19 protein-coding genes are annotated in these 24,086 nt (G+C 54.7%); 8 read left to right on the forward strand and 11 right to left on the reverse strand.

The window, feature by feature from the left end:
• Window positions 1–98 precede the first annotated feature (98 nt).
• The 4 genes from QKW35_RS08935 to QKW35_RS08950 form a co-directional block, all read right to left on the reverse strand.
• On the reverse strand, window positions 99–1,052 hold the full coding sequence (locus QKW35_RS08935) for a porin (RefSeq protein ID WP_282352422.1): 954 nt from the start codon (window positions 1,050–1,052) through the stop codon (window positions 99–101).
• A 266-nt stretch (window positions 1,053–1,318) separates the two neighbouring features.
• A complete protein-coding gene (locus tag QKW35_RS08940; protein ID WP_282352423.1) occupies window positions 1,319–2,878 on the reverse strand; it encodes a tripartite tricarboxylate transporter permease in 1,560 nt (519 codons plus the stop codon).
• A 5-nt stretch (window positions 2,879–2,883) separates the two neighbouring features.
• Complete coding sequence (locus QKW35_RS08945) at window positions 2,884–3,357, reverse strand: tripartite tricarboxylate transporter TctB family protein (RefSeq protein WP_282352424.1); 474 nt, start codon at window positions 3,355–3,357, stop codon at window positions 2,884–2,886.
• A 159-nt stretch (window positions 3,358–3,516) separates the two neighbouring features.
• Window positions 3,517–4,506, reverse strand: coding sequence for a tripartite tricarboxylate transporter substrate binding protein (locus tag QKW35_RS08950; protein WP_282352425.1), 990 nt, complete (start codon window positions 4,504–4,506; stop codon window positions 3,517–3,519).
• A gap of 324 nt (window positions 4,507–4,830) precedes the next feature.
• Between QKW35_RS08950 and QKW35_RS08955 the strand changes: the two genes are divergently transcribed.
• From QKW35_RS08955 to QKW35_RS08970, 4 genes are all read left to right on the forward strand, one after another.
• On the forward strand, window positions 4,831–6,480 hold the full coding sequence (locus QKW35_RS08955; protein WP_282352426.1) for an ATP-binding protein: 1,650 nt from the start codon (window positions 4,831–4,833) through the stop codon (window positions 6,478–6,480).
• A gap of 8 nt (window positions 6,481–6,488) precedes the next feature.
• Window positions 6,489–7,181 carry a response regulator gene (locus QKW35_RS08960; RefSeq protein ID WP_282352427.1) on the forward strand — a complete coding sequence of 231 codons (693 nt, stop codon included), beginning with the start codon at window positions 6,489–6,491 and terminating at the stop codon, window positions 7,179–7,181.
• Between the two features lie 226 nt (window positions 7,182–7,407).
• Window positions 7,408–8,397 carry a permease gene (locus QKW35_RS08965; protein WP_282352428.1) on the forward strand — a complete coding sequence of 330 codons (990 nt, stop codon included), beginning with the start codon at window positions 7,408–7,410 and terminating at the stop codon, window positions 8,395–8,397.
• Window positions 8,398–8,423: 26 nt separating this feature from the next.
• A complete protein-coding gene (locus QKW35_RS08970) occupies window positions 8,424–8,660 on the forward strand; it encodes a thioredoxin family protein (protein WP_282352429.1) in 237 nt (78 codons plus the stop codon).
• 223 nt (window positions 8,661–8,883) lie between these two features.
• Here QKW35_RS08970 and QKW35_RS08975 read toward each other — a convergent pair whose 3' ends face one another.
• A complete protein-coding gene (locus QKW35_RS08975) occupies window positions 8,884–9,315 on the reverse strand; it encodes an acyl-CoA thioesterase (RefSeq protein ID WP_282352430.1) in 432 nt (143 codons plus the stop codon).
• Window positions 9,316–9,999: 684 nt separating this feature from the next.
• On the opposite strand from QKW35_RS08975, the gene QKW35_RS08980 reads away from it, so the two are divergent.
• Entirely contained in the window at window positions 10,000–13,092 is a 3,093-nt protein-coding gene (locus tag QKW35_RS08980) for an EAL domain-containing protein (RefSeq protein ID WP_282352432.1), read from the forward strand.
• Between the two features lie 62 nt (window positions 13,093–13,154).
• On the opposite strand, the gene trhA is transcribed toward QKW35_RS08980, so the two are convergent.
• Together trhA and QKW35_RS08990 are read right to left on the reverse strand one after the other, a co-directional pair.
• Window positions 13,155–13,772: a PAQR family membrane homeostasis protein TrhA gene (trhA, locus tag QKW35_RS08985; RefSeq protein WP_282352435.1), complete on the reverse strand. Its 618-nt coding sequence runs from the start codon at window positions 13,770–13,772 to the stop codon at window positions 13,155–13,157.
• 92 nt (window positions 13,773–13,864) lie between these two features.
• Window positions 13,865–14,545, reverse strand: coding sequence for a winged helix-turn-helix transcriptional regulator (locus QKW35_RS08990; RefSeq protein WP_282352438.1), 681 nt, complete (start codon window positions 14,543–14,545; stop codon window positions 13,865–13,867).
• Window positions 14,546–14,657: 112 nt separating this feature from the next.
• Between QKW35_RS08990 and QKW35_RS08995 the strand changes: the two genes are divergently transcribed.
• Both QKW35_RS08995 and QKW35_RS09000 read left to right on the forward strand, forming a co-directional pair.
• Window positions 14,658–15,245, forward strand: coding sequence for a flavin reductase family protein (locus QKW35_RS08995; protein ID WP_282352440.1), 588 nt, complete (start codon window positions 14,658–14,660; stop codon window positions 15,243–15,245).
• Window positions 15,246–15,344: 99 nt separating this feature from the next.
• Window positions 15,345–16,496, forward strand: a complete 1,152-nt coding sequence (locus QKW35_RS09000; protein WP_282352442.1) for an acyl-CoA dehydrogenase family protein — start codon at window positions 15,345–15,347, stop codon at window positions 16,494–16,496.
• Window positions 16,497–16,561: 65 nt separating this feature from the next.
• Here QKW35_RS09000 and QKW35_RS09005 read toward each other — a convergent pair whose 3' ends face one another.
• The 4 genes from QKW35_RS09005 to QKW35_RS09020 form a co-directional block, all read right to left on the reverse strand.
• Complete coding sequence (locus QKW35_RS09005) at window positions 16,562–18,754, reverse strand: putative bifunctional diguanylate cyclase/phosphodiesterase (protein ID WP_282352444.1); 2,193 nt, start codon at window positions 18,752–18,754, stop codon at window positions 16,562–16,564.
• A 205-nt stretch (window positions 18,755–18,959) separates the two neighbouring features.
• On the reverse strand, window positions 18,960–19,616 hold the full coding sequence (locus QKW35_RS09010) for a carbonic anhydrase (RefSeq protein ID WP_282352445.1): 657 nt from the start codon (window positions 19,614–19,616) through the stop codon (window positions 18,960–18,962).
• Between the two features lie 90 nt (window positions 19,617–19,706).
• Complete coding sequence (gene oadA / locus QKW35_RS09015; protein ID WP_282352446.1) at window positions 19,707–21,512, reverse strand: sodium-extruding oxaloacetate decarboxylase subunit alpha; 1,806 nt, start codon at window positions 21,510–21,512, stop codon at window positions 19,707–19,709.
• Window positions 21,513–21,565: 53 nt separating this feature from the next.
• Window positions 21,566–22,981 carry an acetyl-CoA carboxylase biotin carboxylase subunit gene (locus tag QKW35_RS09020; protein ID WP_282352447.1) on the reverse strand — a complete coding sequence of 472 codons (1,416 nt, stop codon included), beginning with the start codon at window positions 22,979–22,981 and terminating at the stop codon, window positions 21,566–21,568.
• Window positions 22,982–23,118: 137 nt separating this feature from the next.
• Here QKW35_RS09020 and QKW35_RS09025 point away from each other — a divergent pair, with 137 nt between their 5' ends.
• Window positions 23,119–24,060, forward strand: a complete 942-nt coding sequence (locus tag QKW35_RS09025) for a LysR family transcriptional regulator (protein WP_282352449.1) — start codon at window positions 23,119–23,121, stop codon at window positions 24,058–24,060.
• The last annotated feature ends 26 nt before the right edge of the window (window positions 24,061–24,086 follow it).

The following is a 24,086-nucleotide window of genomic DNA, read 5'->3' on the forward strand; positions in this document are numbered from 1 at the left end:
CCAACAAAAAAGACCGGGTAAGAACCCGGCCAAAACTTAAAAGCACAAGTGATTCGTCCCGAAGTGCCTGAAGGGGTAGGGCCTTCGGAAAAATACGATCAGAACTTGATTCGCATGCCTGCCAGGTAACCCAGGTCAGAGTCTGCTTCGTCGGTATCAGCGATCTCTGCAAACAGGCTTACGTTTTTCTGGGATGGGAACTGGTACTGCACATTGGCGTACCATTCGGTGGTGTCGGTTGCACCTTCGTCAGACTTCACCACGCCCACTGCGGTTTTGGTGGTTGGCGACAGCTTGAATACAGCTACCAGGTTGGAAACATCCTTATCCCCTGCAGATCCGGTGTCGGTGGTGCTGTAGTCAGCAGCCAGAGCCACGGAGCCAAAGCTGTATGCGGCACTAAGCCCCCAGGTGTTCTGGTCTTCAGAACCTGCTGCGTTGGCTTCGTAGGTCTGGTATGCACCGGCCAGTTCAACACCTGCCAGCTTAGTCGCCACAAACAGGTCGAATGCTTCGCCGTCACCGTTGGCGGTGCTGTCGGCTGAAACCAGTGCAGACGCGATAACGGTGAGGTTGTCGAACTTCGCATCCACACGGATAACGTCATCACCCTTATCGGCAACCTGCTCAAAACGGTCCTGTGCGGTATGGGTTTCAAGCGCGGCTTCTACACCAAACTCGTCCCCCGCCAGGTTCTGACGTCCGATAGCGACCGCTACGTTATCAAACTGCAGTCCCACGTAGGCTTCTTCCAGCTTCGCGCTCTCTTTGCTGGAGTCGTTGCCTTCACCGTCAAAGCTGTAATCCAACTGACCAAACGCTTGCAGGTTGTTGTCCAGATCGTAGACGATGGAGTTTTTCAGCTCCAGGTCGTCGAACTCGACATCCAGATCCTTGTCCACGCCCGCTTTCTGGCGCATCTGAATCTGCCAGTCACCCTTCAGGGTGTATTTCAGACCGTTACCTTCATAGATCGTCGCGGCTTGCGCTACACCAGTCGTGGCCATGCCCAACATTGCTACTAAGACGCTTTTTGCGATCGGGTTTTTCATTATCTACTACCTGTTATTTTTATATGGAGTGTCACCGCTTCGGTGCCCCGTTTTTCAGACAAAATCTCCCCTAAGGCACTGAAAAGGCAGCACCGGAGCGAAGTGTGATGCAGGGGAGAGTGAGATAGGTCTTGCGCTGTGGAACCGTCGTTTTTTTTGTGAGTTTCTGGCCTCCTTGCTGTGTGTTTGGGTTCGTCTTTTGTTATTGGTTGAATAGAGTGAAGAGGACCGGTTGCGGGGAGAGGGGCAACCGGACCCGATCAGAATCAGCCCTCGCCTTCGTTGATGGCAGCTTCTGGGCCACGGTCGGTGGCTTCGCCTTTGGCCGCACGGTGTTTGTTGCGCAGTTCCAGCAGTGGCGGTGCACACAGCACCAGCACAGCGACGGTCACGATACTCAGGGTGAGTGGGCGCTCCCACAGGAAGGCGAGGCTACCGTCGGAGATGACCAGGGCACGGGAGAGGTTGGTCTCCATAATGCCGCCCAGAATGAAACCCAGCAGCATCGGAGCCATTGGAAACTCCAGCAACTTCAGGAAGATCGCAATGACTGTGATGATCGCCATCATGTGGATATCGAAGGTGTTGAAGCTGACCAGATATACACCGGTGATGGAGAAGAACAGGATCAGTGGAATCAGGATCGGCCGCGGAATTACCAGCAATCGGGAGATGTATGGGATTAACGGCAGGTTCAGAATCAGCAGTACCAGGTTGCCGAAGTACATGGAGATGATCACCGACCAGAACACGTCCGGGTTATCGATAAACAGACGTGGACCTGGTTGGATGCCATAGGCGATCAGTGCACCCAGCATGATTGCGGTGGTACCGGAGCCGGGAATACCCAGTGTCAGCAGTGGTACGAACGAGCCGGTAGATGCCGCATTGTTGGCAGATTCCGGTGCCGCCAGACCGCGCAGGGCACCTTTACCAAACTTAAGTTTCTCTTTCGCAGACGCCAGGTTACGTTCCAGACCGTATGCCATAAAGGACGCGATAGTGGCTCCGGCACCCGGCAGTACCCCCACCAGGAAACCAAATACAGAGGAGCGGCCAATCGTTGGTGCAACATGTTTTACCTCGTCGCGGCTCAGCTTCATGCTGCCCAACGAGTTCATGTCCATCTCTTCCTCTTCTTCCTTGTGTTGGCCTTTGAGTACAGTCATCACCACTTCGGTGAGGGCGAAGGTGGCCATCGCCAACAGCAGGAAGCTGATACCGTCGATCAGGTCAATGTTGCCGAAGGTAAAGCGTGGTGTACCAGAACTCAGGTCGGTGCCTACCGTCGCAATCATCAGACCGAACACTGTCATAATCAGTGCTTTCAGCACCTGTCCCTTGCCGGAGAATGCCGCCACGGCCGTCAGGCCAAGGATCATCAGGCCAAAGTAGTCGCTGGACTGGAAGCTCAGAGACACCGAGGCCAGGGCTGGGGCCGCAAACAACAGGATAATCGCGCCGATGGTACCGCCGGTGAAGGAGGAATACGCCGCCAGTGCCAGTGCTTTACCCGCTTGTTTCTGTTGTGCCAGTGGATAACCGTCAAACGAGGTGACAACAGTGCTGGCACAACCCGGTGCATTGATCAGGATGGAGGAGGTGGAACCGCCAAACACTGCACCGTAATACACACCGGCCATCAGGATGATGCCGGAGGATGGATCAAGTCCGTAGGTGATAGGAATCATCAGGGCTACGGCAGAGATAGGTCCCAGCCCCGGCAGCATTCCGATGAAGGTACCGGCGAAACAGCCAACCACCACCATCAGCAAGTTAAAGGGCATCACAGCTGTGCTTAGCCCGGTGAAAATACCGTCCCACATAGCGCTTAGCCTCCGAAAATCTGGTTAAACAGGGCGCCGGGCGCCAGGTAGATATCAAGCAGTTGGGTCAGGATCGCCCAGATGCCCACGGCAAAAGGAACCGACGCAACCAACAGGGTTTTGACGCGACGCTCACCCAGCAGCCAGTAGCCACCGATCAGGAACACGATGGTCGCCAGCAGGAAACCGATCCACTCCAGCGCCAAGGCGAAGAACACCACCAGTGCCAGCAGCTTGGCCACTAAGGAAAAGTCATAACCGCGCAGTTTCAGGCCACTGCCTTCGCCACGGTCGGCTGTTACGAGCAAAGCGATAGACAGGATGCCGCCCAGCATCGCGAGTGCGTTGGGCACTGTCTGAGCGGTGAACGGTTCATATTCGTCGCCGGGTAACAGCGGAATCTGACCGGCGTAATAACCGTAGGCGACAGACAGCAGTAGGAAGGTCATGCCGCCGATATGGTCTTTACAGATATTCATGGGATTCTCCAGAGGCTTTGCTACAACAGCCTTGGTAAAAAACTCCGGGCACCCTGAAGGCCAGATAGTGGGCCCGGAGGGTAGAGAAAGCAGGTTGGGAGCGTCACCCACCGGATACCGAACAGGGAACTTGCCGGTGGGTGAGTCCCAAAGTGCGGTTTACTTAAGGAAGCCCAGTACGCGCATCAGTGCGCCTACTTCAGTTTCCTGCTCTTCCAGGAAGCTGATGAACTCAGCATCTGGTTTGAAGATCTCGGTCCAGCCGTTGCGGGCGCGCACGTTTTCCCACGCGTCGGTGTCGTACATCTTCTTCAGCACGTCTACGTACTCGGCTTTCTGGTCTTCAGACAGGCCTGGTGCACCGAAGAAACCACGCCAGTTAACGAAGGTGGCGTTGTAGCCCAGTTCCTGCAGGGTTGGCACTTCCGGCGCTGCGTCGGAGCGCTCGCTACCGGTCATTACCAGAATGCGTACTTCACCCGCTTCAGCCAGTGCCAGTGCTTCGCTGAAACCTGTGGACAGCAGCTGGGTTTCGCCGGACAGCAGGCCCGCCATCGCGTCACCGCCCGCATCGTAGGCTACGTAACGAACTTTGCGTGGGTCGCCGCCTGCAGCTTTGAAGGCCATCGCCGCAACAAGGTGATCCATGGAACCACGGGCAGAACCACCGGCGATTTTCACGCTGCGAGGGTTTTCCTGATAGTCCGCTACAACCTGCGTGAAGCTGGTGTACTTGGAATCGTTTTTCACCACGAAGGCACCAAAATCACCGATAGTGGCGGCAATTGGCGTCAGGTCACGGAAAGACTGTGGGAACACTTTGGACAGGGAGCGGATCACGATAGGGGTGGAGTTCACCATCAGGGTGTCGTGTTTCTGATCGGCCGTTTCGATCAGGTGCGCGATCGCTTTACCACCGCCGCCGCCGGACATGTTTTCGTAGGAAACACTCTCTACCAGACCGGATTTGGACAACGCTTCGCCGGTACCACGCGCCGTGCCGTCCCAGCCACCACCGGCACCACCAGGGATCAGAAAGTGGATGCTTTCAACAGCGGATACGCTGAAAGATGCACCTGCGGTCAGGCAACCTGCCAGGACTGCAGCGACGAGGGAAGAACGTTTACGGAAAGGAGATTTGCTGAACATGGGACACATGCCTCGTTGTTGTTTTTGTGTATGCCCCTAAGTTAGATCGCCGTTTATTTTGTGAACAGATTGTGGTTTTAAAGGCTTTTTAAACCCTTTAAGACATTTTGTTCATATTGTTCACGGGCCTTTAAAACGGGGATTGGCTAAGCTCTGGATAGCCGCAGGTTCCCGGGGGGGGGCCACACTCGGCGTCAGGACTGCTTGCAATACATGAATATTGCCGCGTATTCCTTTGTTGATTGTGAAACACCCCGAATGCCAGTACCCAGAGGGCATGCTAAGTACCTGCACGACTTGTTCGAAGGTTCCATAATAAAAACAATGAAATTACTGAATCGACTCAAACTCAAAAGCCGGATGATCCTGATTCTTGGTTTGATGGCATTGGTCCAGACCGGGTTTATCGGCTTGTTCGCCGTTCATTATCTGCAGCAGTCGCTGGATGAACAGATCGGCCAGCGTGCCCTGCACGTTGCGAAAACCATCGCGGCACTGCCGATCATCGTAGAGGCGATCGAGCGGCGCGACAGCAGTTACCTGCAGCCGGTCAGCCTGCGCCTCGCTGAAAAGACCCAAGCACGCTTTGTGGTTATTGGCGACAGTGACGCTATCCGACTGGCACACCCCAATCCTGAAAAACTCGGCCTTTCCATGGCCGATGATGACGGTGACGACAGTTCTCAAGCATTGATACATGGAAAGGGTTATATCTCCAAGGCGCTGGGCAGCCTGGGCTGGTCGATGCGTGGTAAGGCGCCGGTTTTCAGTACCGATGGCAACCGCGTTGTGGGGGTTATATCCGTCGGGTATGACCTCGATCGGGTGGCTGACATTATCCACCGCTACCGCTTAACCTTGATTGCAGTAATCGCTTTATCGTTTATGTTAAGCGCGATGATCGCCGTGTGGTTTGCCAATCATTTCAAGCGGGCGATATTCGGTTTGGAGCCAGAGCAAATCGCTTACCTGTTTGACGAACAGCGGGCGATTCTGGAGTCAGTGCGTGAGGGCATCATTGCGATCAATAGCAAGGGTGAGATCACGACCATTAACCAGACCGCCATCGTTACGCTTGGCCTGCCCAAAGAGGGGCGCTTGATCGGTCAAAAAGTGGAGGATGTGCTGCCGGACAGTTCCCTGCTGGAGGTGTTACAAACCGGTGAACCTCAGTATGACCAGGAGGTCTGGCGTGATCACTATTGCATCATCGCCAACCGCCTGCCCCTGAAGCAGGGTGACCAGATTACCGGCGTGGTCTCCAGTTTCCGCCGCAAAGACGAGCTGGATCTGGTGAGCAAGAAGCTGACCCGTATCCAGCAGTATGCCGATACGTTGCGTAGCCAGGCGCACGAATATTCCAACAAGTTGCACACCATCGCCGGGTTGATCCAGATCGGCGCTAACGAAGAAGCGCTGGCGCTGATCGGGCAGGAAACCCGCAGCCATCAGAAACTGATCCGCCTGTTGCTTGATGCCGTGCCCGATCCGATTCTGGCCGGGTGCCTGCTGGGCAAATACAACCGTGCCCGTGAGCTGGGCCTGCGTCTGAAAATCGACCCGGAAAGCCGAATGACCGAGCTGCCGGATCATCTGCCACGGGAACAGCTGGTGAGCATACTGGGTAACCTGATCGACAATGCGCTGGAAGCCACACTGAAACACAACGGTGTGAACGGTGAAGTCACCCTGTCGATGACCGACTTGGGCAACGACCTGATCTTCGAAGTAGAGGATCAGGGGCCGGGCATTTGTGAGTCCGAACAGCAGCGCATCTTTGAGAAAGGGGTCAGCAGCAAAGGCAAGGAGGGGCATGGTATCGGTCTGCACCTGGTCAAGAGCCTGCTGACCAATCTGGGCGGAACAATAACGCTGGAGCCGGTGGCTGACACCGGCAGCCGATTTATCGTTTATATACCGAAGCAAAGGGAGCCGCGCTCCGCTGAGTTCCACCCGGAACAGGACGCGGGGTGATAATAAAAATGAATCCTATTCGAGTAGTAATCGCAGAAGACGATCAGCAGATCGCCGAAATTCAGCGGCGCTTTCTGGAGCGTATTGAGGGCTTTGAACTGGTGGGTGTGGCCCACGGCCTGGAGGAAGCAAGGGACCTCACCGACATCTTACAGCCGGAGCTTCTGTTGCTGGATATCCAGTTCCCCACCGGGACCGGACTGGAACTGCTAAGAGATTTACGTGCCAACAACAGCGAAACCGATGTGATCCTGATCACCGCGGCGAAGGAGGTGGATACCCTGCAAGCTGCTTTGCGTGGTGGCGTGTTCGACTACATATTGAAGCCGTTGGTGTTCGAACGTTTGCAGGAAACCCTGCACAGCTACATCAAACATCGGGAAAAGCTGCAGGCGATGCGACAGATTGCCCAAAGCGACGTGGACACTATCCTGCCACGAGGTGTCACCGGTACGCCGAGTGCACCGGTGGAAAGCCGTCTGCCGAAAGGTATCGATGTGCTCACACTGGATAAGATCCGCCAGGTGTTTACCGAACAGACCCAATCCTTGAGTGCGGAAGAGGTGGGGGAGCAGATCGGTGCCAGCCGCACGACGGCGCGGCGTTACCTGGAATACTTGGTCAGTACCAGCGAGCTAAATGCCGAAGTCAGCTATGGAAGTGTGGGGCGACCGGAACGACGTTATAAGCTGATGCCTTAGATCAGCTTCGCTTAGACCATTTTTTAGGACATCCCGGCGTAGAAAAGCCGCCGCAAGCCAGCCAACCGCAAGGTTGGCATCTCTATCTTTTGATGCCCCTCAAACGAACGTGCAGCAGGTACAAATAGCGCTATACATATTAGATGTCCCATATATAATGATTTTCATATATATAGAGTGTCTAATGTAGTATTTCCTTTTTGAGGGAAATGGGAGGGAGAGCGAGATGTTTTCAAGCTTTGCGCGCTTTGCCGATTGGCTTGTCTACCAACAACTCGGATTATCACCTGAAACACAGTGGGGCACTGCATGGCACTTCTTCGTAGAAGATGTCACCAAAATCTTCGCATTGCTCATCGTGATGATCTATGTCGTCTCTTTTATAAGAGCCGCGATGGATGTGGAGCGGGCGCGCGGTTACCTCGCAGGGCGACATCGCGTCCTGGGTTACCTGTTGGGTTCCTCTTTTGGTGCGATTACTCCGTTCTGTTCCTGCTCCAGCATTCCTGTGTTTTTGGGGTTCACCTCCGCGGGTATCCCGGTGGGTATCACCATGGCATTTTTGCTGACCTCGCCTTTGATTAACGAAGTAGCGGTATTGCTCTTGCTGGGATTGATGGGGTGGGAGTTCACAATTATCTATGTCTTGGTGGGGATGAGCATCGGTATCCTGGGCGGTGTGTTGCTTGATCTTATGCGGGCCGAACGCTGGTTACAGCCTTTTGCTGCAAAGGCCTATCAGCAAGCGCAGGAACACATGGGGCAGTTGGATGTTGAAGAGGCGAGAGCGCTGAGTTTTCAGGAGCGCCATGCGTTCGCCAAAGCAGAAACGCAGGATATTTTCAGCCGAGTGTGGAAGTGGGTCATCATCGGCGTAGGCTTAGGTGCCGGACTGCACGGTTTCGTACCCGAAGGTTGGCTGGAATCCCATCTGGGGGATGGTCAGTGGTGGTCGGTACCTGCCGCTGTGGCGATGGGCATTCCACTATACTCCAATGCTACAGGTGTCATTCCGGTGATGGAAAGTCTGCTGCTGAAGGGGTTGCCTGTGGGCACAACACTGGCGTTTTGCATGAGTACAGTGGCGGCGAGCTTCCCTGAATTTATCTTGCTGAAACAGGTCATGCAGTGGCGTCTGTTGGCGCTGATTTTTGTCATTCTATTGCTATCCTTCACCGTAATGGGATGGATCTTCAACGTGGCATTTGCGCTGTAACCGCCACTGAATAGTAGGGAAATAAAATGATTACTGTAAAAGTATTGGGTACCGGCTGTGCCAAATGTACAAAAACGGCTGAAGTGATCGAACGTGTGGCTGAGGCTGTTGGCGCAAACGTAGAGGTTGTTAAGGAGACCAGCCCTGAAGCAATTATGCAGTATCAGGTGATGCGCACACCTGCTGTGGTGATTGATGAAACCCTGGTCCATAGCGGTTCAATCCCGTCGCAGGAGGATATTCGGAAATGGTTGCAATCATAAAAAGTGGATTTGCACTTATCGCGGCGTAGGGCTTACAGCTGCAATGGAGAGAGGTTTAGCGGAGGTGACCAGGGCAGTCGCTGAAAACGACCCAAGCCGCCAGTTTGACTGTCTCTTAGTGAACGTTGAGATGGCGTTGGGATAGCGCAGGTGGAGTGAATATAAGAGACAAGAGAAGGGGCAACCTCAGAACGTGTTGCCCCTTTTCGTTGGTCAAAACCAATTAACGGAGGTCATCCACCGAATAACCTTCCAACGCGTACGCAGGCAGGTCTTCCTTTTCCGGTACCGGGGTTGGTTTACCCTCGTCATCAATTGCCACAAACTTAAAGATCGCTTCGGTCACTTTTTCACGATGACCGATACGGCCACGGCGTACCCAGGCTTCCACATGCACGTTGATGGAAGTACGGCCCACCGATTCGATGTCGGTGTACACACCCAGAATGTCACCCACCTTTACTGGGCGGATAAAGCTCATTGTATCCAGTGATACAGTTACCACACGACACTGCGCACGCTGACCGGCGCAAATCCCTGCCGCCATATCCATCTGAGACAGCACCCAGCCACCAAAAATATCGCCTGCCGGGTTGGTATCGGCGGGCATCGCGATCGTACGGGTCGTCAGGCGACCTCGGGTTGTTTCTGTCATTGCAATCGGCCTTGCTTGTTTTATTGAGTATTAATTATGCATTCCATTATTCCACTTTAGTTGTAGCCGGGGGAAGAGGAACAGCGAGTGCGGTAAGCCGGTTTCCACATTTATCCAGGTAAAGAGGCGACTTTTTGCCGGTCCATGACGTCCGGTTGACGTACATGCGATCTCATCAATGGGCTGGCGGCATCTAACTTATTGAAAAACGGTCAAGATGCAAAAATGGCCCTTGAGTTGCCTGTTTTTGCAGACAACATGCGAGAACCGGCCAAATACTATGAGAAAGCAGCAGGCAAGATCACCGGGCATGCCGCATGCAGTCGAGCAGGATTTTACCTTCACTAACCGGGAAAAGTGGAAGCGCAACGGTTGGTGCTGATGGCGCTTGAGGCCTACAACGAGGAGAGGGAGGCACTTCAGGTTAGGGGATATAATTAATTAACCATAAATAATTGTAGGATATAGCTGTTTAAAATGGTGTTCTGCTTCTATAGTGCAATACAGCAAAGAATGACCTGCAATAGAAGCGATATGGCCTGTTGGGTTTGCCACATAAGAAACAGTTTCTGCCGAATTCTTGTTTGAATCCTACGATTAAGGTCGAAAGGATGGCACCGAATTCAGCGACAGCCCGTCATATGGGACGCTAGTTAACTTGTGCTAATTAAGGATGATTACGTTATGCGGTTAACCGCCACAGTACTGCCACCGCTTACCAAAAATCTTCTTTTAGCCCTCGTTTATTTCCTGACGGCGAAGCTGGCCCTCGGTATGGCGGTAGATGGTTACGCTAGTCCGTTCTGGCCGCCCACGGGCATTGCCGTTGCCGCCATACTGCTGGGTGGATACCGTTTGCTGCCCGGCGTATTTCTTGGGGCGTTTACCGTTAACTGGCAAGTAGATCAGCTCAGCCTGACGGCGCTGCAGATCGCTATAGGTAACAGCCTGGAAGCGTTTCTCGTCGGGTTTCTGGTCAGTCGGTTTGTCTCCCGTCGCTATTTCCTCAACTACTACCGTCAGGTCATCCACTTCACCGTGTGTGTAATGGCTGCTGCCGCATTGGGGGCAGCCGTGGGGAGTCATGCCGTTACTACCTGGCAGGCTGAGAATCCCTTTGCACAGTTTCTGCATATCTGGAACGTTTGGTGGCTAGGCGATGTCGTAGGGGCGTTGGTTTTCGCACCGCTCATCCTCTCCTTTGCCCGCAGGTATAAAACCCCGCAACGAAACTGGCGGGAAAAAGTGTTATTCGTTGTGCTGGTTGTCAGCGTGGGTGGCATCGTATTCGGTGGCTGGGGGGCTATCGAGCTGAATAATGCTCCGTTTGCTTTCCTGCCCGTGCCGCTGCTGGTGGCGGTAGCTTATCGCTTTGTCCATCGCGGTAGCGCCTTAAGTGTTTTATTTCTGGCCCTGACTGCAATCAACGGTACGTTGGCAGGTTATGGCCCCTTTGTGTCAGATGATATTCCCCATTCCCTGTTACTTCAGCAGGTATATGTGTGCTGCCTGGCCCTGTGTGGATTATTGCTCTGTGCCGTGATTCACGAGCGGGAGCGGGCGCAGCAGGCTTTGCAGCGTCTCTCCAATCGGCTGGAGGGGCAGGTAAAACGTGCGACCCGCGAGCTGGTTGAAAAGAACGCGACCTTGCGCCAAAAGCAGCGCGAACAGGCGAGCTTGATCGTTGATCTACGCACCAGTGAAAACCGTTACCGCGCAATTTTCGACAACGCACCGGAAGCCGTGGTTTTGCTCAGCCTGAACACCTTTCGCTTTGTGGATGCCAATGACAATGCGCTGTCGCTGTTCGGTTATAGCCATGAACAGATGATGGGCTTATCCGTAAAGGATATCTCGCCACCCTATCAGCCCAACGACGAGCCGTCGGCTGAAATGGCGAAAGCTTATATAGAGCGAGCCATGATGGGGGACGCCTGTTGCTTCGAGTGGCAGCATCTCAATGCAAAAGGGTACGGTGTGCAGTGTGAGGTCCGTCTGGTGCAGTTTCCTTCCCGCGAAGACCGTTTGGTACGGGGCAGCATCACGGTGATCGAAGAGCGTGTAAAGGCAGAGGAGCGCCGCAGGCTGACTGCCAAGTTGTTCGAGAATACGTCAGAAGCGGTCATCATTACCGATAACGCCCAAAATATCATTGAAGTGAATGACGCCTTCTGTCGTATCAGTGGTTACAGCGCGCAGCAGGTGATAGGCAAGCCGCACCAAGCCTTTGTGTTTGCGCCTCAGGAAGAGGAACTCTATCGCCACGTATGGCAAGTGGTTGAAGAAAAAGGACGCTGGCAGGGAGAGGTTTTGGGCCGTCGTAGAAACGGCGAGCTCTATCCCAAGTCGCTTACCCTGAGTGAAGTACGCAGCAGTGACGGGCATGTGACCCACTATCTGGGGCAGTTTACCGACATCACGGAAGCCAAGGCGAAAGAGGAGCGGCTGATCGAACTGGCGACCTTCGACCACCTGACCGGCCTTTATAATCGCAGTGCTTTTTTGCAAAACCTGAAACAGGCGGTGGCTGATTCCAGCCGCTCGGGCCGTGAGTTTGCCGTGCTATTCGTCGATCTAGACGGTTTTAAGCGGATAAACGATTCGTTGGGGCATGATTTTGGTGATCAGGTCATTCGGATCGCTGCGGAACGTCTAAAGCAGAATACCCGTGTTAATGACCTGGTTTCGCGTCTCGGTGGGGATGAATTTACCCTGTTGGTGAGGGAACCTCAGGCTGGAATCGATCAGGCACGATTGGCGGAAAAGGTGCTGACAACGCTGGCGAAACCCTATCAGGTGGGCGATAAAACGATACACCTCACTGCAAGCATCGGTATCAGCCGCTATCCAGCTGACGGCGGTGAATGCAAGGAGTTGCTGCGTACTGCGGATCTGGCCATGTACCGTGCCAAGAACAGCGGTAAGAACAACTACCAATTCTACACTGCCGAGATGAAAGCGCAGGTTCAGCGTCAGCTCCGGTTGGAGACCGAGTTGCACGATGCGCTGCTTCGGAACGAATTCCGCTTGCACTATCAGCCACAGATCGAGCTGCGCAGTGGGCGGCTGGTTGGTATGGAAGCATTGATACGCTGGCAGCACCCTGAGCTGGGATTGTTATATCCCGGCGAATTTATTGATGTGGCGGAACAGTGTGGACTGATCTGCGACATTGGAAATTGGGCGCTTCATGAAGCCTGCAACCAGGCGCGCTTATGTCAGCGGCGAACAGGCCAGTCGATTCAGGTGGCCGTTAACTTGTCGGCCCGTCAGTTTCATAACCCCAGGGATCTATTGGATCAGGTGGATAACGCGCTGAGTTCGAGCGACCTGCCCGCATCCTTACTGGAGCTGGAAATCACCGAAAGCATGCTGATGGAGGATGTGCATGCGGCATTGGGGACACTGGTCGCTCTGCGTGACAAGGGGATCAGTATCGCCATTGATGATTTTGGCACGGGTTACTCCTCGCTGGCCTATCTGAAGCAATTTTCGGCCGATAGGCTGAAGATCGATCAGGCCTTTGTGCGAGATCTGGAGCATGACCCTGATGATGCTGCCATCATTTGCGCTACCGTCGCGTTGGCGCATAGCCTGAAACTGCAGGTAATCGCTGAAGGTGTGGAGAACGAGGCACAGAAGAACTTTCTGATCGGTCTTGGGTGTGACGAGATGCAGGGCTATCTGGTGGCGAAACCGATGCCGCCGGACGCGCTGGTCAATTTTATCCTCGATTATCATTGCGAGACCAACGAACCGCTGGTGTACGATATTTGAGGGGCCATCTCGAATGGCTAAAATCAGGGGCTTTGGTCCCGTGAGTCCTTGGAATAGCGGGTTCAGGCGACAAAAAAGAACACGGAAACATAGTGGCATCCGCTGCCTGCCATGGTAAACAGGTGCCAGATTCCATGGGCGTGCGGCATATGTCCATCACGCAGGTAGAACAGAATCCCCAAGGTATAAAAGAGCCCGCCGGCCAGTAGCCAGATAAAACCGCCCAATGGCAGCACGTCCAGCAGCGGCACAATGGCGATTACCATCAGCCAACCCATTACCAGATAGATGACCAGCGAGTACCAGCGGACCCGCCGCTGATGGATAAACTCCAGTGTCATACCAATCAGCGCCATTCCCCAAACCAGACCAAACAGCAGCCAGCCCCAGAAACCACGCAAACTCACAAGGGTAAAGGGGGTGTAGGTGCCCGCAATCAGCAGGTAGATCGCCTGATGATCCAGTTTGCGGAACAGCTCTTTCAGTTTGCCGCGTAGGCTGTGATAGAGGGTGGAGGCGACATAAAGCAGCACCAGGCTGACACCGTAAATGGTGAAGCTGGTTATCTGCCAGGGATCACCCTGCCGTGCGGCATGCACGACCAGGACCACGAGCCCCACCAGTGCGGCGAGAGCCCCAATCAGGTGGGTAATGCTATTAAATCGCTCACCTTTGTACATCGCTCAGATTCCGAAACACACTGATAGGTTCGACAACCCCGGTGAACCCGTGGTTCAGTATTGGGGCGCAGAGGGACTTAGCTATTGGTGGATCAGCTGCCGGCAGGCGGATACTCGGCAAAGGTACTGCTGCCGATCCAATCCTTAAACGAGTGCACCAGCGTTTTATCCCCGGACAGTTCGATTGTCTTTGCTTTCAGCGCCTCGCTGGGCGAGAGATCCCCCATCCATACCTGAGTCATCGCTTTTAGCTGGGCGTTGATATAGAGGTCCGGTTCGTACCCCGGATCTTTCAGGCAGATATCCACATTGCCCGCCTCAACGATTAACCACCAGAATCGCATCGCCACGGCGTAATCCACAAACTGGAAAAAGATTACTGAGCGTTTTTCAGGGAAGAACGACGTATCAATGCGCCGATGGATATCCCACATCAGGAGGGTGGGGTCCAGATCCTTGTCGGACATGTCACTGCGCACCCAGCGCTGGCCCCAGATCCCGAGCGCCATGATGATCGGGCTCAGCTCCTGACCCGCTTCGGTGAGGCTGTAGGAGACGTTGGTGCCGTTCTTGTTGCGCGAGATGATGCCCTGTTTCTCCAGCAATTTAAGGCGGGTAGAGAGCAGGGTGGGAGAGATCAGGGGCAGCCCCATACGCAGGTTATTGAAGCTCTGATCGGCGCAGCACAGTTCGCGGATAATCAATAGCGTCCAGGGTTGGCCGAGCAATTCGGTTGACTTGGCAACGGGGCAAAATTGGCCGTAGTTAGGCATAAACAGGTACCAGACATGGAAATCTACCGTAGTACAAAATTTGTACTATTTGAAAATTATAGGCGCCGTATCATGGAATCGTGAGCAGATAACTTATGCCGGAGGTAACACCATGACCAGCCTAGCCTTGGATCAGATAAGGACCATGCGCGGCAGCGAGTATGCCGAGTGTCCTTCCCCGCAGGAGGCTTTGCACTCTCCCCAGGACTGTGATGCAGTTCGCCAGGATTTCCTGAATGCCATGAGCCGCCGCGTATCCAGCGTCAATCTGGTGGTCACCGACGGACCCGGGGGCCGTTTCGGGCTGACAGTGACCTGCATGAACTCGATCACAGCCGACCCGCCGATGGTGATGATTGGTATTAACCGCAAAAGCCCCCTGTGTGATGCCGTGGGTGAGAACGGCAGTTTCACCGTCAACCTGCTTTCCACTGAACAGAAACACCTGGCCGACAGCTTTGCAGGTATGGGGCCTGATCATGCCCGCTACGACTTTTCACAGGCTAAGTGGCATCGGGAGCACAACAATACGCTGATACTGTCTGATAGTGCTGCCGCCGTGGCTTGTGAGCTGGTGTCGTTTCACGATGTCGGCAGCCATCGCCTGTTTATGGGGCGGGTGGTCAGTGCAAAACAGGGAGGCTCTCCGGCGCTCTGTTATAGCGAACGTGGTTACAAGTGTGCACAGCCAATGGGCTGAGTGAAAAAGAATCTCCCGGCTCCACCCAGGCCTGTCAGGGAAGAGGATGCTCCAGCCAGCCGTGGCGCCCACCAAATCCGTCTTAACAGGAGACACGTCATGAATTCCGAAGCAATCAAAATTACAACAACAAGCAACGATGCATGGATCCGACTGGCTGATGCCTTGGGTAAAACCTTTGCCGATCGAGCTGGGGCATACGACCGCAATTGCGAATTTGTCGCCGAAAACTATCGGGATCTTAAGGCCGCCAGTCTGTTCTCCATGGCGATTCCTGTGCAGTTTGGCGGCGGGGGGGCGGACTACACAACGCTCTGTGATGTCGTGCGTACCATCGGCTATCACTGCGGCTCTACCGGACTGGCTTATGCGATGCATTCACACCCGGTGATGCTCAATGTATTCAAGGCGCTGCGTGGGGATGAAAAAGGAAAAGCCACTGTTACAAAGGTTGCAGCGAACGAGCTGATTATTGCCGGGACCGGTGCCAACGACTGGCTGCAATCCAATGGTACCGCTACCCCGATTGAAGGTGGTTACCGCATCAACGCCCATAAACGCTTCGTCAGCGGTGGTCCCGGTGCGGATGTGTTTGTCACTTCCGCTGTGCTGGCGGCTGATCCGCATTCCGGTGAGCCGGAGCAGGTGATGCATTTTGCGATCCCATTTTCTGCACCGGGGATCAGCATTCAGAGCAACTGGCACACGCTGGGTATGCGTGGTACCGGCTCCAACGATGTATTGATGGACGATGTATTTGTGCCTGAGGCCGCGGTTGTCGTTAAACGTCCGGTCGGGCAGTGGCATCCAATGTGGGACGTGATCCTACCGATCGCCATGCCGATCATTGTGTCCTGTTACGTAGGATTAGCAGAAGCCGCCGTGGATCTGGCGATGCACGCTGCCAGCGGTAAGGATTTCCTGGCATCCGAAGTGGGGCAGATGCAGAACGAACTCACCATTGCGAAACTGGCACTGGCCGACATGGTAAGCCGTAACGACAACTTCCGGTTCACACCGGACATTAACAACAGTGATGCGATCCTGGCGCGGAAAACCATCGCGACCACTGCGGTGAAAAATACCGTGGAACAGGCGGCCAGCCTAGTGGGTGGTCCGGGGTTCTTCCAGGGACATCCGATGGAGCGGATCATCCGAGATATCCGGGCGATGCATTTCCACCCGCTACCGGAGAAACGCCAGCAGATCTTCAGCGGACGCCGGGCGTTGGGCATGGAGGCGGTGGTTTAAACGCAGTGGTGTATATGCTTCGAAGGGCACGCTAGGCACGTGCCCCTCATTCTTATACGGATTGGTTAATCGACAGTTACGTGCTGATGGGTGCCACTTGGGATATCGAGCTGTGATACGGGTAGCGGTCGGCTGAAGAAATAACCCTGTCCGAGGTCACAGCCGTATCTGCGCAGAATGTCCTCCTGCGTTTCCGTTTCGATACCTTCGGCGACCACCTGAAGCTGGAGTGTGTGTGCCATAAAGATAAGGCCACGCACGATACGTTGGTCGCTGCGGTTATCGTCCATCTCCATGACAAAGCTGCGATCGATCTTGAGCTTATCCGCGGGTAAGCGTCTCAGCATCGCAAGTGAAGAGTAACCGGTCCCAAAATCGTCGATGGCAATCTTTACCCCCATCGCTTTGAGCTGGTGCAGGATCGCTATCGCTGTATCAATATTTTCCATCAGGCTCGATTCGGTAATTTCGATCTGAAGGTAGCAGGCCGCCAACTGGCATTTGTCCAGTTCCCGTTGAATGTGTCCAGCCAGCTCCGGGTCCATAAACTGCTGGGGCGAGAGGTTGATCGATACGTAAGGGCTGTGGCCTGTGTGTTCCAGGTTCTCTTTGATAAACGAACAGGCCGCTTGAATAACCAGATAACCGATATCTTTGATGCAGCCTGATTCTTCTGCTTGATCGATGAATTTATCGGGAAAGGTCAGGCCCAATTCGGGATGGTTCCAGCGAATCAGCGCTTCGTAGGATTCAATGTTGCGGGTTTCCAGATCGTAGATCGGCTGGTAGTGCAGCACAAACTGGTTGTGGCTCACGGCAACGGCGAGTTGCTCATCCAGGCGGATTTTGGCCAGGGCTTTGTCCTGCATCGATTTATCAAAGAAACAGTACTGTTTACCCCCGTTGTTTTTCGCTTCGTACATTGCCATATCGGCATTGCGGAGCAGGGAAGTGACATCCTCACCGTCTGTTGGGACCATGGTGATTCCCATCGACGCTGAGATGAGAAACTCCTTGTTGCTCAGGATGACCGGCTGTTCGATCACGGTAATCAGTGACTTGGCAACGCGGCTGACATTACTGATCGATAAAGGGTTCATCAGTAGAACGGCAAACTCATCACCGCCGAGTCGGGCAACCAGATCCGACTTGCGCAGCGTTGACGTTATGCGTTGCGAAATCTGCTGCAGAACCTGGTCTCCGGCTTCGTGTCCGAGCAAGTCGTTTACGCGCTTGAAGTCGTCCAGATCCAGGTAGATCAGGGCGGCAGTTTCGCCTTTTCGTTGTGTCTGTTTGATCACCTGGCCCAGATGCTCGCCCAATAGACGTCGGTTGGACAGGCCGGTGAGGGCATCGCGGAAGGCGAGGGTTTCCAGCTCTTTGGTTTTTCTCTTTACAAGGCGGCGCAGCTTCTCCGGTTGAGTCAATACGGATCCGATGGTCAACGCCATGAACAAAGCGATAGCAAAGGAAACGGCGTAACCGATATAGAGTGTTGTCGAGGAAGGGCCTTGCGGATGGCTGATTGTCAGGGTCCAGCTATTGCCAGGAACTTGCAGTGTGGCGGAGTGGGAGGGATCGATAATAGGCTTTTTGGACTTCGCTATGATTTGACGTTCCCCCGTGTCGGGATGAATTCGATCAAGGCAATAGCGATAGCCGCGGGATTCCAGGTCATCCAACTCAGTCTCTGCCAGCAGATCCTCCAGAAAAATGAGTGCCGATGTGAAGCCCCAAAAAACGTCCTCTCCATCCTGCTGTAAAAACACCGGGTTTCGTCCGATAACTGCGACACCGCCCTGGATCAGCTCAAAAGGGCCGGCGAGTGTCAGCTTGCGCTCCCGTATTGCAGTATGGGCTTCGGCCCTGCGTTGGTCATCCTTAAGAATGTTATGGCCTATAGCGCGCTCATTTCCTTGAAGGGGATGGATCCTTTGGATAATGCCGGCCGGTGCTAACTGCAGATTCGAGATGCCTCCAACGGAGCGCAATATCTCATCAGCAAATGACTCAAAATCATCGATGTCGCCGTTCTGCTGTTTGACTTCGAGAGCTAGAAAGCGTGTAGCGGACAGGGATCGCTGCAAGCGACGTTCGATGGCATGAGCCTGAACGTTAGCCACCTCGCTGATAAACAGGTGCTTTTCTTGCAGCGCCATTTTCTGGCTGATGTGGGTCCAGTAGATGCCAATTGTGCTGACCAACAGGAACAGCAGGACGCAGATTGCATTCTTACGGGATATGTACTGCAGGACCATACCGTAACTCGAAAACAGGAGAAGTTGTCGAACATAGCACAGCTAATCACTGCAGGAAACTGTAAGCTTGTGGTCGTTTAGTGCGGTGTGCAGCGGTACTGTGCACGTCAGACATTTACACCGGGGTGGATGGCGGCATGGTAATCAAGGCCATGCCGTTCCACGTTTCCTGATCAGAAGGAAAAGGAGGAGGGGGGCGAAGAGCTTACAGGCCCGCTATGATCTCCGCATATTGTTCATAAAAATCTCGGAACACGGTATCACTGTGGTGGCAGCAGCGTATGCCACCGTTTTCGATATTGTAGATCCAGCCATGGATCTCTACTTTGCCGGTAGCCAGCTTCGCTGCAACTGTCGGGTGGGTGCGGATGTGCTGTACCTGCTGCAGCACGTTTTCCTCAATGGCTTCGTTAAGATGTTCGTGACCGACGCAGACATCAAACGGGATGTCGTGGCGCTCCCGGACGATCTCCATCGCCGATCGGCAGTGGCTTAGCCATTCTTTGACGTGAGGGAGCCCTTTAAGTGCGGACATGTCCAATGCCCCCTTGATCGCACCACAATCGGTGTGACCGCAGATTATGATATGGCGGACGCCGAGTACAGCAACGGCATACTCGATAGACGCGGTCATGCCGCCGGTTTCGTTACTGTGTGGCGGGATAATGTTGCCGGCGTTACGACAGATAAACAGATCACCGGGATCGGTGCCGGTGAGCAGGTTTGGGTCGATACGAGAATCAGAGCAGGTGATAAACAGGATATCCGGGTTCTGACCGGTGGCCAACGTACCAAACAGGTCTTTGTTTTCCGGATAAACGTTCTGTCGGAAGTTGATGACACCTTTTACGATTTTTTCCATTTTAATATCCGATAGTTCAATGACTCAGGTGGCAGAAGCTTTACTGATACCCGCATGTCCGCAGGGACATGCAGGTATTCTAGTCGGCTATCAGCCGATCTCCATCAGGACTTCACCCGGAGTGACACGATCGCCCTTGGCGACGTGAATCGCTTTTACCGTACCGGCGATATTGGCGTGCAGCTCGGTTTCCATCTTCATTGCTTCCGCGACCAATACGGCCTGGCCTGCGGTAACTTCGTCACCTACCGCCACCAGAATCTCGAAGATGTTACCCGGCATGGTGGTGGTGACATGACCCGGCTCGGATGCGCGCTGACGGCTGCTGCCACCCTCGGCAACAAACTCGTTCTGTGGTTCGAAGATCACCTCTTCCGGCATCCCGTCCATGGACAGGTAGATCTTGCGCTTGCCCGCACCGTGGTCGCCGATGCCGGTCACGGCGATTTCGTATGTTTCACCGTGTACGTCAATGCGGAATTCCGAGGCATTGGCATGGCCCAGCTTCGCACCGCCAGCCGCTTCCGGTGGCAGCAATTCCTCCGGTTTCAGGGTGCCGTCGGTACGCTGCTGCAGGAATTCACGGCCCAGATCCGGGAACATCGCATAGGTCAGAACATCCTCTTCGCTTTTCGCCAGTGCGCCGATATCCTCGCGCAGCTTGTTCAGTTCCGGTTTCAGCAGGTCCGCCGGACGACCAACGTCCACCGCTTCGTTGCCGATCGCCTTCTTCTGTACGTCAGGGTCCACTGCCGCCGGTGCCGCACCGTAACCGCCCTGCAGGTAACGCTTCACCTCGTTAGTGATGGTCTTGTAGCGTTCTCCGGCCAGGACGTTGTAGACCGCCTGGGTACCTACGATCTGAGACGTTGGCGTTACCAGCGGTGGGTAACCCAAGTCCTTGCGTACACGTGGGATCTCGGCAAATACGTCGCGAATCTTGTCCAGCGCGTTTTGCTCTTTCAGCTGGTTGGCCAGGTTGGACATCATGCCGCCCGGTACCTGGTTGATCTGTACCGAAACGTCCTCACGGGTGAATTCGCTTTCGAACTGATGGTACTTTTTGCGCACTTCACGGAAGTAGTCGGCGATCTCGCCCAGCAACTCCAGATCCAGGCCGGTGTCGTACTGGGAGTCTTTCAGCGCGGCTACCTGGGATTCGGTTGCCGGGTGGCTGGTGCCGCTGGCAAACGAGGAGATCGCTGTATCGATACGGTCAGCGCCGGCTTCGATTGCCTTCAGCTGGCACAGTTGGGCCAGACCGGCGGTAGAGTGGCTGTGCACAACAATCGGCAGGTCGAGTGCTTCTTTCAGCGCCGCGACCAGATCATAGGTAGCGTATGGCGTCAGTAGGCCTGCCATGTCCTTGATCACGATCGAGTCTGCGCCCATATCGCGCATTGCTTCGGCCTGTTTGACGAACAGCTCAGTCGTGTGCACCGGGCTGGTGGTGTAGCAGATGGTCCCCTGGGCGTGCTTGCCTGCTTTCTTCACCGCTTTCATCGCGGTTTCCAGGTTGCGTACGTCGTTCAGGGCATCGAATACGCGGAATACGTCGATACCGTTTGCAGCGGCTTTTTCAACAAACGCTTCCACCACATCATCCGCGTAATGGCGGTAGCCGAGCAGGTTCTGACCGCGCAGCAGCATCTGCAGGCGGGTATTCGGCAGGGCGGCACGCAGCTGGCGCAGACGTTCCCATGGGTCTTCCTTGAGGAAGCGAACACAGGCGTCAAAGGTGGCGCCGCCCCAGACTTCAAGCGACCAGTAACCGACCTGATCAAGCTTGTCGCAGATCGGCAGCATATCCTCGGTACGCATACGGGTTGCGATCAATGACTGGTGGGCGTCACGCAAAACCACATCGGTGATTTCGATTTTCTTGTTGTTGCTCATGTTTTGTTCTCCTGCAACCGGGCTGGCGGTTGGCTAAAATCTGTTGCCTGTGTTCACCAGCCCGCGTGGGCTGCAATGGCTGCGGCGATGGCCAGTGCCATCTCACTTGGATGACGTTTCTCGGAATACTCCATCAACTCAGGGTGGTTCGGTACAAAGCTGGTATCGAAGTCACCGCGCTGGAAATCCGGGTGGCGCAGAATCTGCTGGTAGTAGTTGGCGGTCGTCTTGATGCCATGCAGGCGCATATCGTCCAGTGCACGCTGGCCGCGCGCGACCACTTCATCCCAGCTCAATGCCCAGACCACCAGTTTCAGACACATGGAGTCGTAATACGGCGGAATCTCGTAGCCGGTGTAGATGGCGGTATCCACGCGCACGCCCGGACCACCCGACGCGTAGTAGTGGGAGATACGACCAAAGCTCGGCAGGAAGTCGTTTTTCGGGTCTTCCGCGTTGATGCGGAACTGCAGAGCGAAACCGCGGAAGCTGATGTCCTGTTGACGGTAGCTCAGCTCCAGTCCGGAGGCGATACGCAACTGTTCACGGACGATGTCCACACCGGTGATCTGTTCGGTAATGGTATGCTCCACCTGAACACGGGTGTTCATCTCCATGAAGTAGACTTCATTGCCGGCAAGCAGGAATTCAACTGTACCGGCGTTCTCGTAACCCACGGCTTCGGCCGCCTTGACCGCGAGGTTGCCGATGTAAAGGCGTTGCTCGGGAGTCAGCTGGGGGCTGGGTGCGATTTCGATCAGTTTCTGGTTACGGCGCTGAATAGAGCAATCACGCTCATACAGGTGGATGACGTTGCCGTGGCTGTCGGCCAGGACCTGTACCTCGATATGGCGAGGATTGACGATGCACTTTTCCATAAACACTTCGGCCGAACCGAAGGCCTTGGTTGCCTCGGAAATTACGCGCGGGTACTGCTGCTTCAGCTCTTGCGGGGTGTCGCAACGACGGATGCCGCGGCCGCCACCACCGGAGGTGGCTTTGATCATGATCGGGTAACCGATCTCGTCAGCCAGTTTCAGTGCTTCGTCGATGTCGGCCAGGTTGCCTTCAGAGCCCGGTGTGATGGGTACGCCAGCAGCACGCATGGAGTCACGCGCCTGGGTCTTGTCACCCATGCGGTGAATCACTTCAGCTTTCGGGCCGATAAAGGTAATGCCTTGCTCTTCGCAAAGACGGGCGAATTCGGCATTTTCGGACAGAAAACCGTATCCAGGATGGATTGCATCGCAGCCTGTTTCGAGTGCGAGGTTGACGATACGGGTCGGATCAAGATAGCCCTTAAGCGGGTCTTCACCCAGCGAATAGGCCTCATCGGCACGTTTTACGTGCAGCGCGTAACGATCGGGCTCGGTATAAATTGCCACGGAGCGGATGCCCATTTCGGCGCACGCGCGCACGATGCGGACAGCAATCTCACCACGGTTGGCAATCAGCACTTTTTTTATCATTGGTTCTCCTCAGCCTTCAGGCAACCTGCCATCAGAGTTGTGCATCATCCTAGTACGCCAATTGGCTAAGCAGAAATTGATATTTTTTGGTTTATCTATAAGGTATTGCTTATAGGTAAGCGGATATTGAAAAGTAAATGCCTTTATCAGTTCAGAAAATCATTGGTCGGATGACCTTTCGCCAGCTTCAAGTGTTCAAGGCGGTGTATCAGCTGCAAAGCTACAGTAAGGCCGGAGAGTTGCTTGGCCTGACCCAGCCCGCGGTCAGCAGCCAGATCCGTCAACTGGAACAGTCGCTGGATCAGCCGTTGTTCGAGTACGTGGGGCGGCGTCTGTTTTGTACGGCGGCGGGGGAGCGGTTGGCGATCAGCATCAACGCCATCTTTACCGAGCTGGGCAATTTGCAAAGCGATCTGGCGGCATTAAAAGGTCAGGTAGCCGGAGACCTGCGCCTGGTGGCGGTTAACACTGCGCAGTATGTAGTGCCCTACCTGCTGCGGGCCTTTCTGGACCTGTATCCGCAGATCAGCGTGAGTGTAAAGGTGGTAAACCGTGCCGCCGCACTGCAGCGACTGAACGACAATAACGATGACCTGGTGATTATGGGATTGGTGCCGAGCGACAAGCCGCTGACGTCCCTGCCGTTTCTGAACAACGAGCTGGTGCCCGTGGTGCCGGCGGGGCATCCATTGCTGCAGATGCCGCAGGTCACCGCGCAGGAGTTTCTGGACAGTCAGTTGCTGCTGCGTGAAACGGGGTCGGGTAGTCGTCTGGCGCTGGAACAGCATTGCCAGCAGCATCGCTTGCGTCTTAAGCCGAGCATGGAACTCGGCTCCAATGACGTGTTGAAACAGTCCGTGGTGGCGGGGCTGGGGGTGGGGGTATTGCCCAAGATCAGCATCCTGTCCGAGCTGGAACTGGGTAAGCTGAAAACCGTGCCGGTTGAGGGCTTTCCACTTCGCCGGAGCTGGTGTGTTGTCTATCCCCAGGCCAAGCATCCGACACCTGCCATGCAGGCTTTTCTGGATTACATCCAGCAGAACATCAAGCAGTTCGAGCGGGGGCTGATCGCGTCATAGGGGCGCTGTGGCCCCTTAGCCTCGGG

Source organism: Pontibacterium granulatum (assembly GCF_029961155.1).
GTDB classification, from domain to species: domain Bacteria; phylum Pseudomonadota; class Gammaproteobacteria; order Pseudomonadales; family Balneatricaceae; genus Pontibacterium; species Pontibacterium granulatum.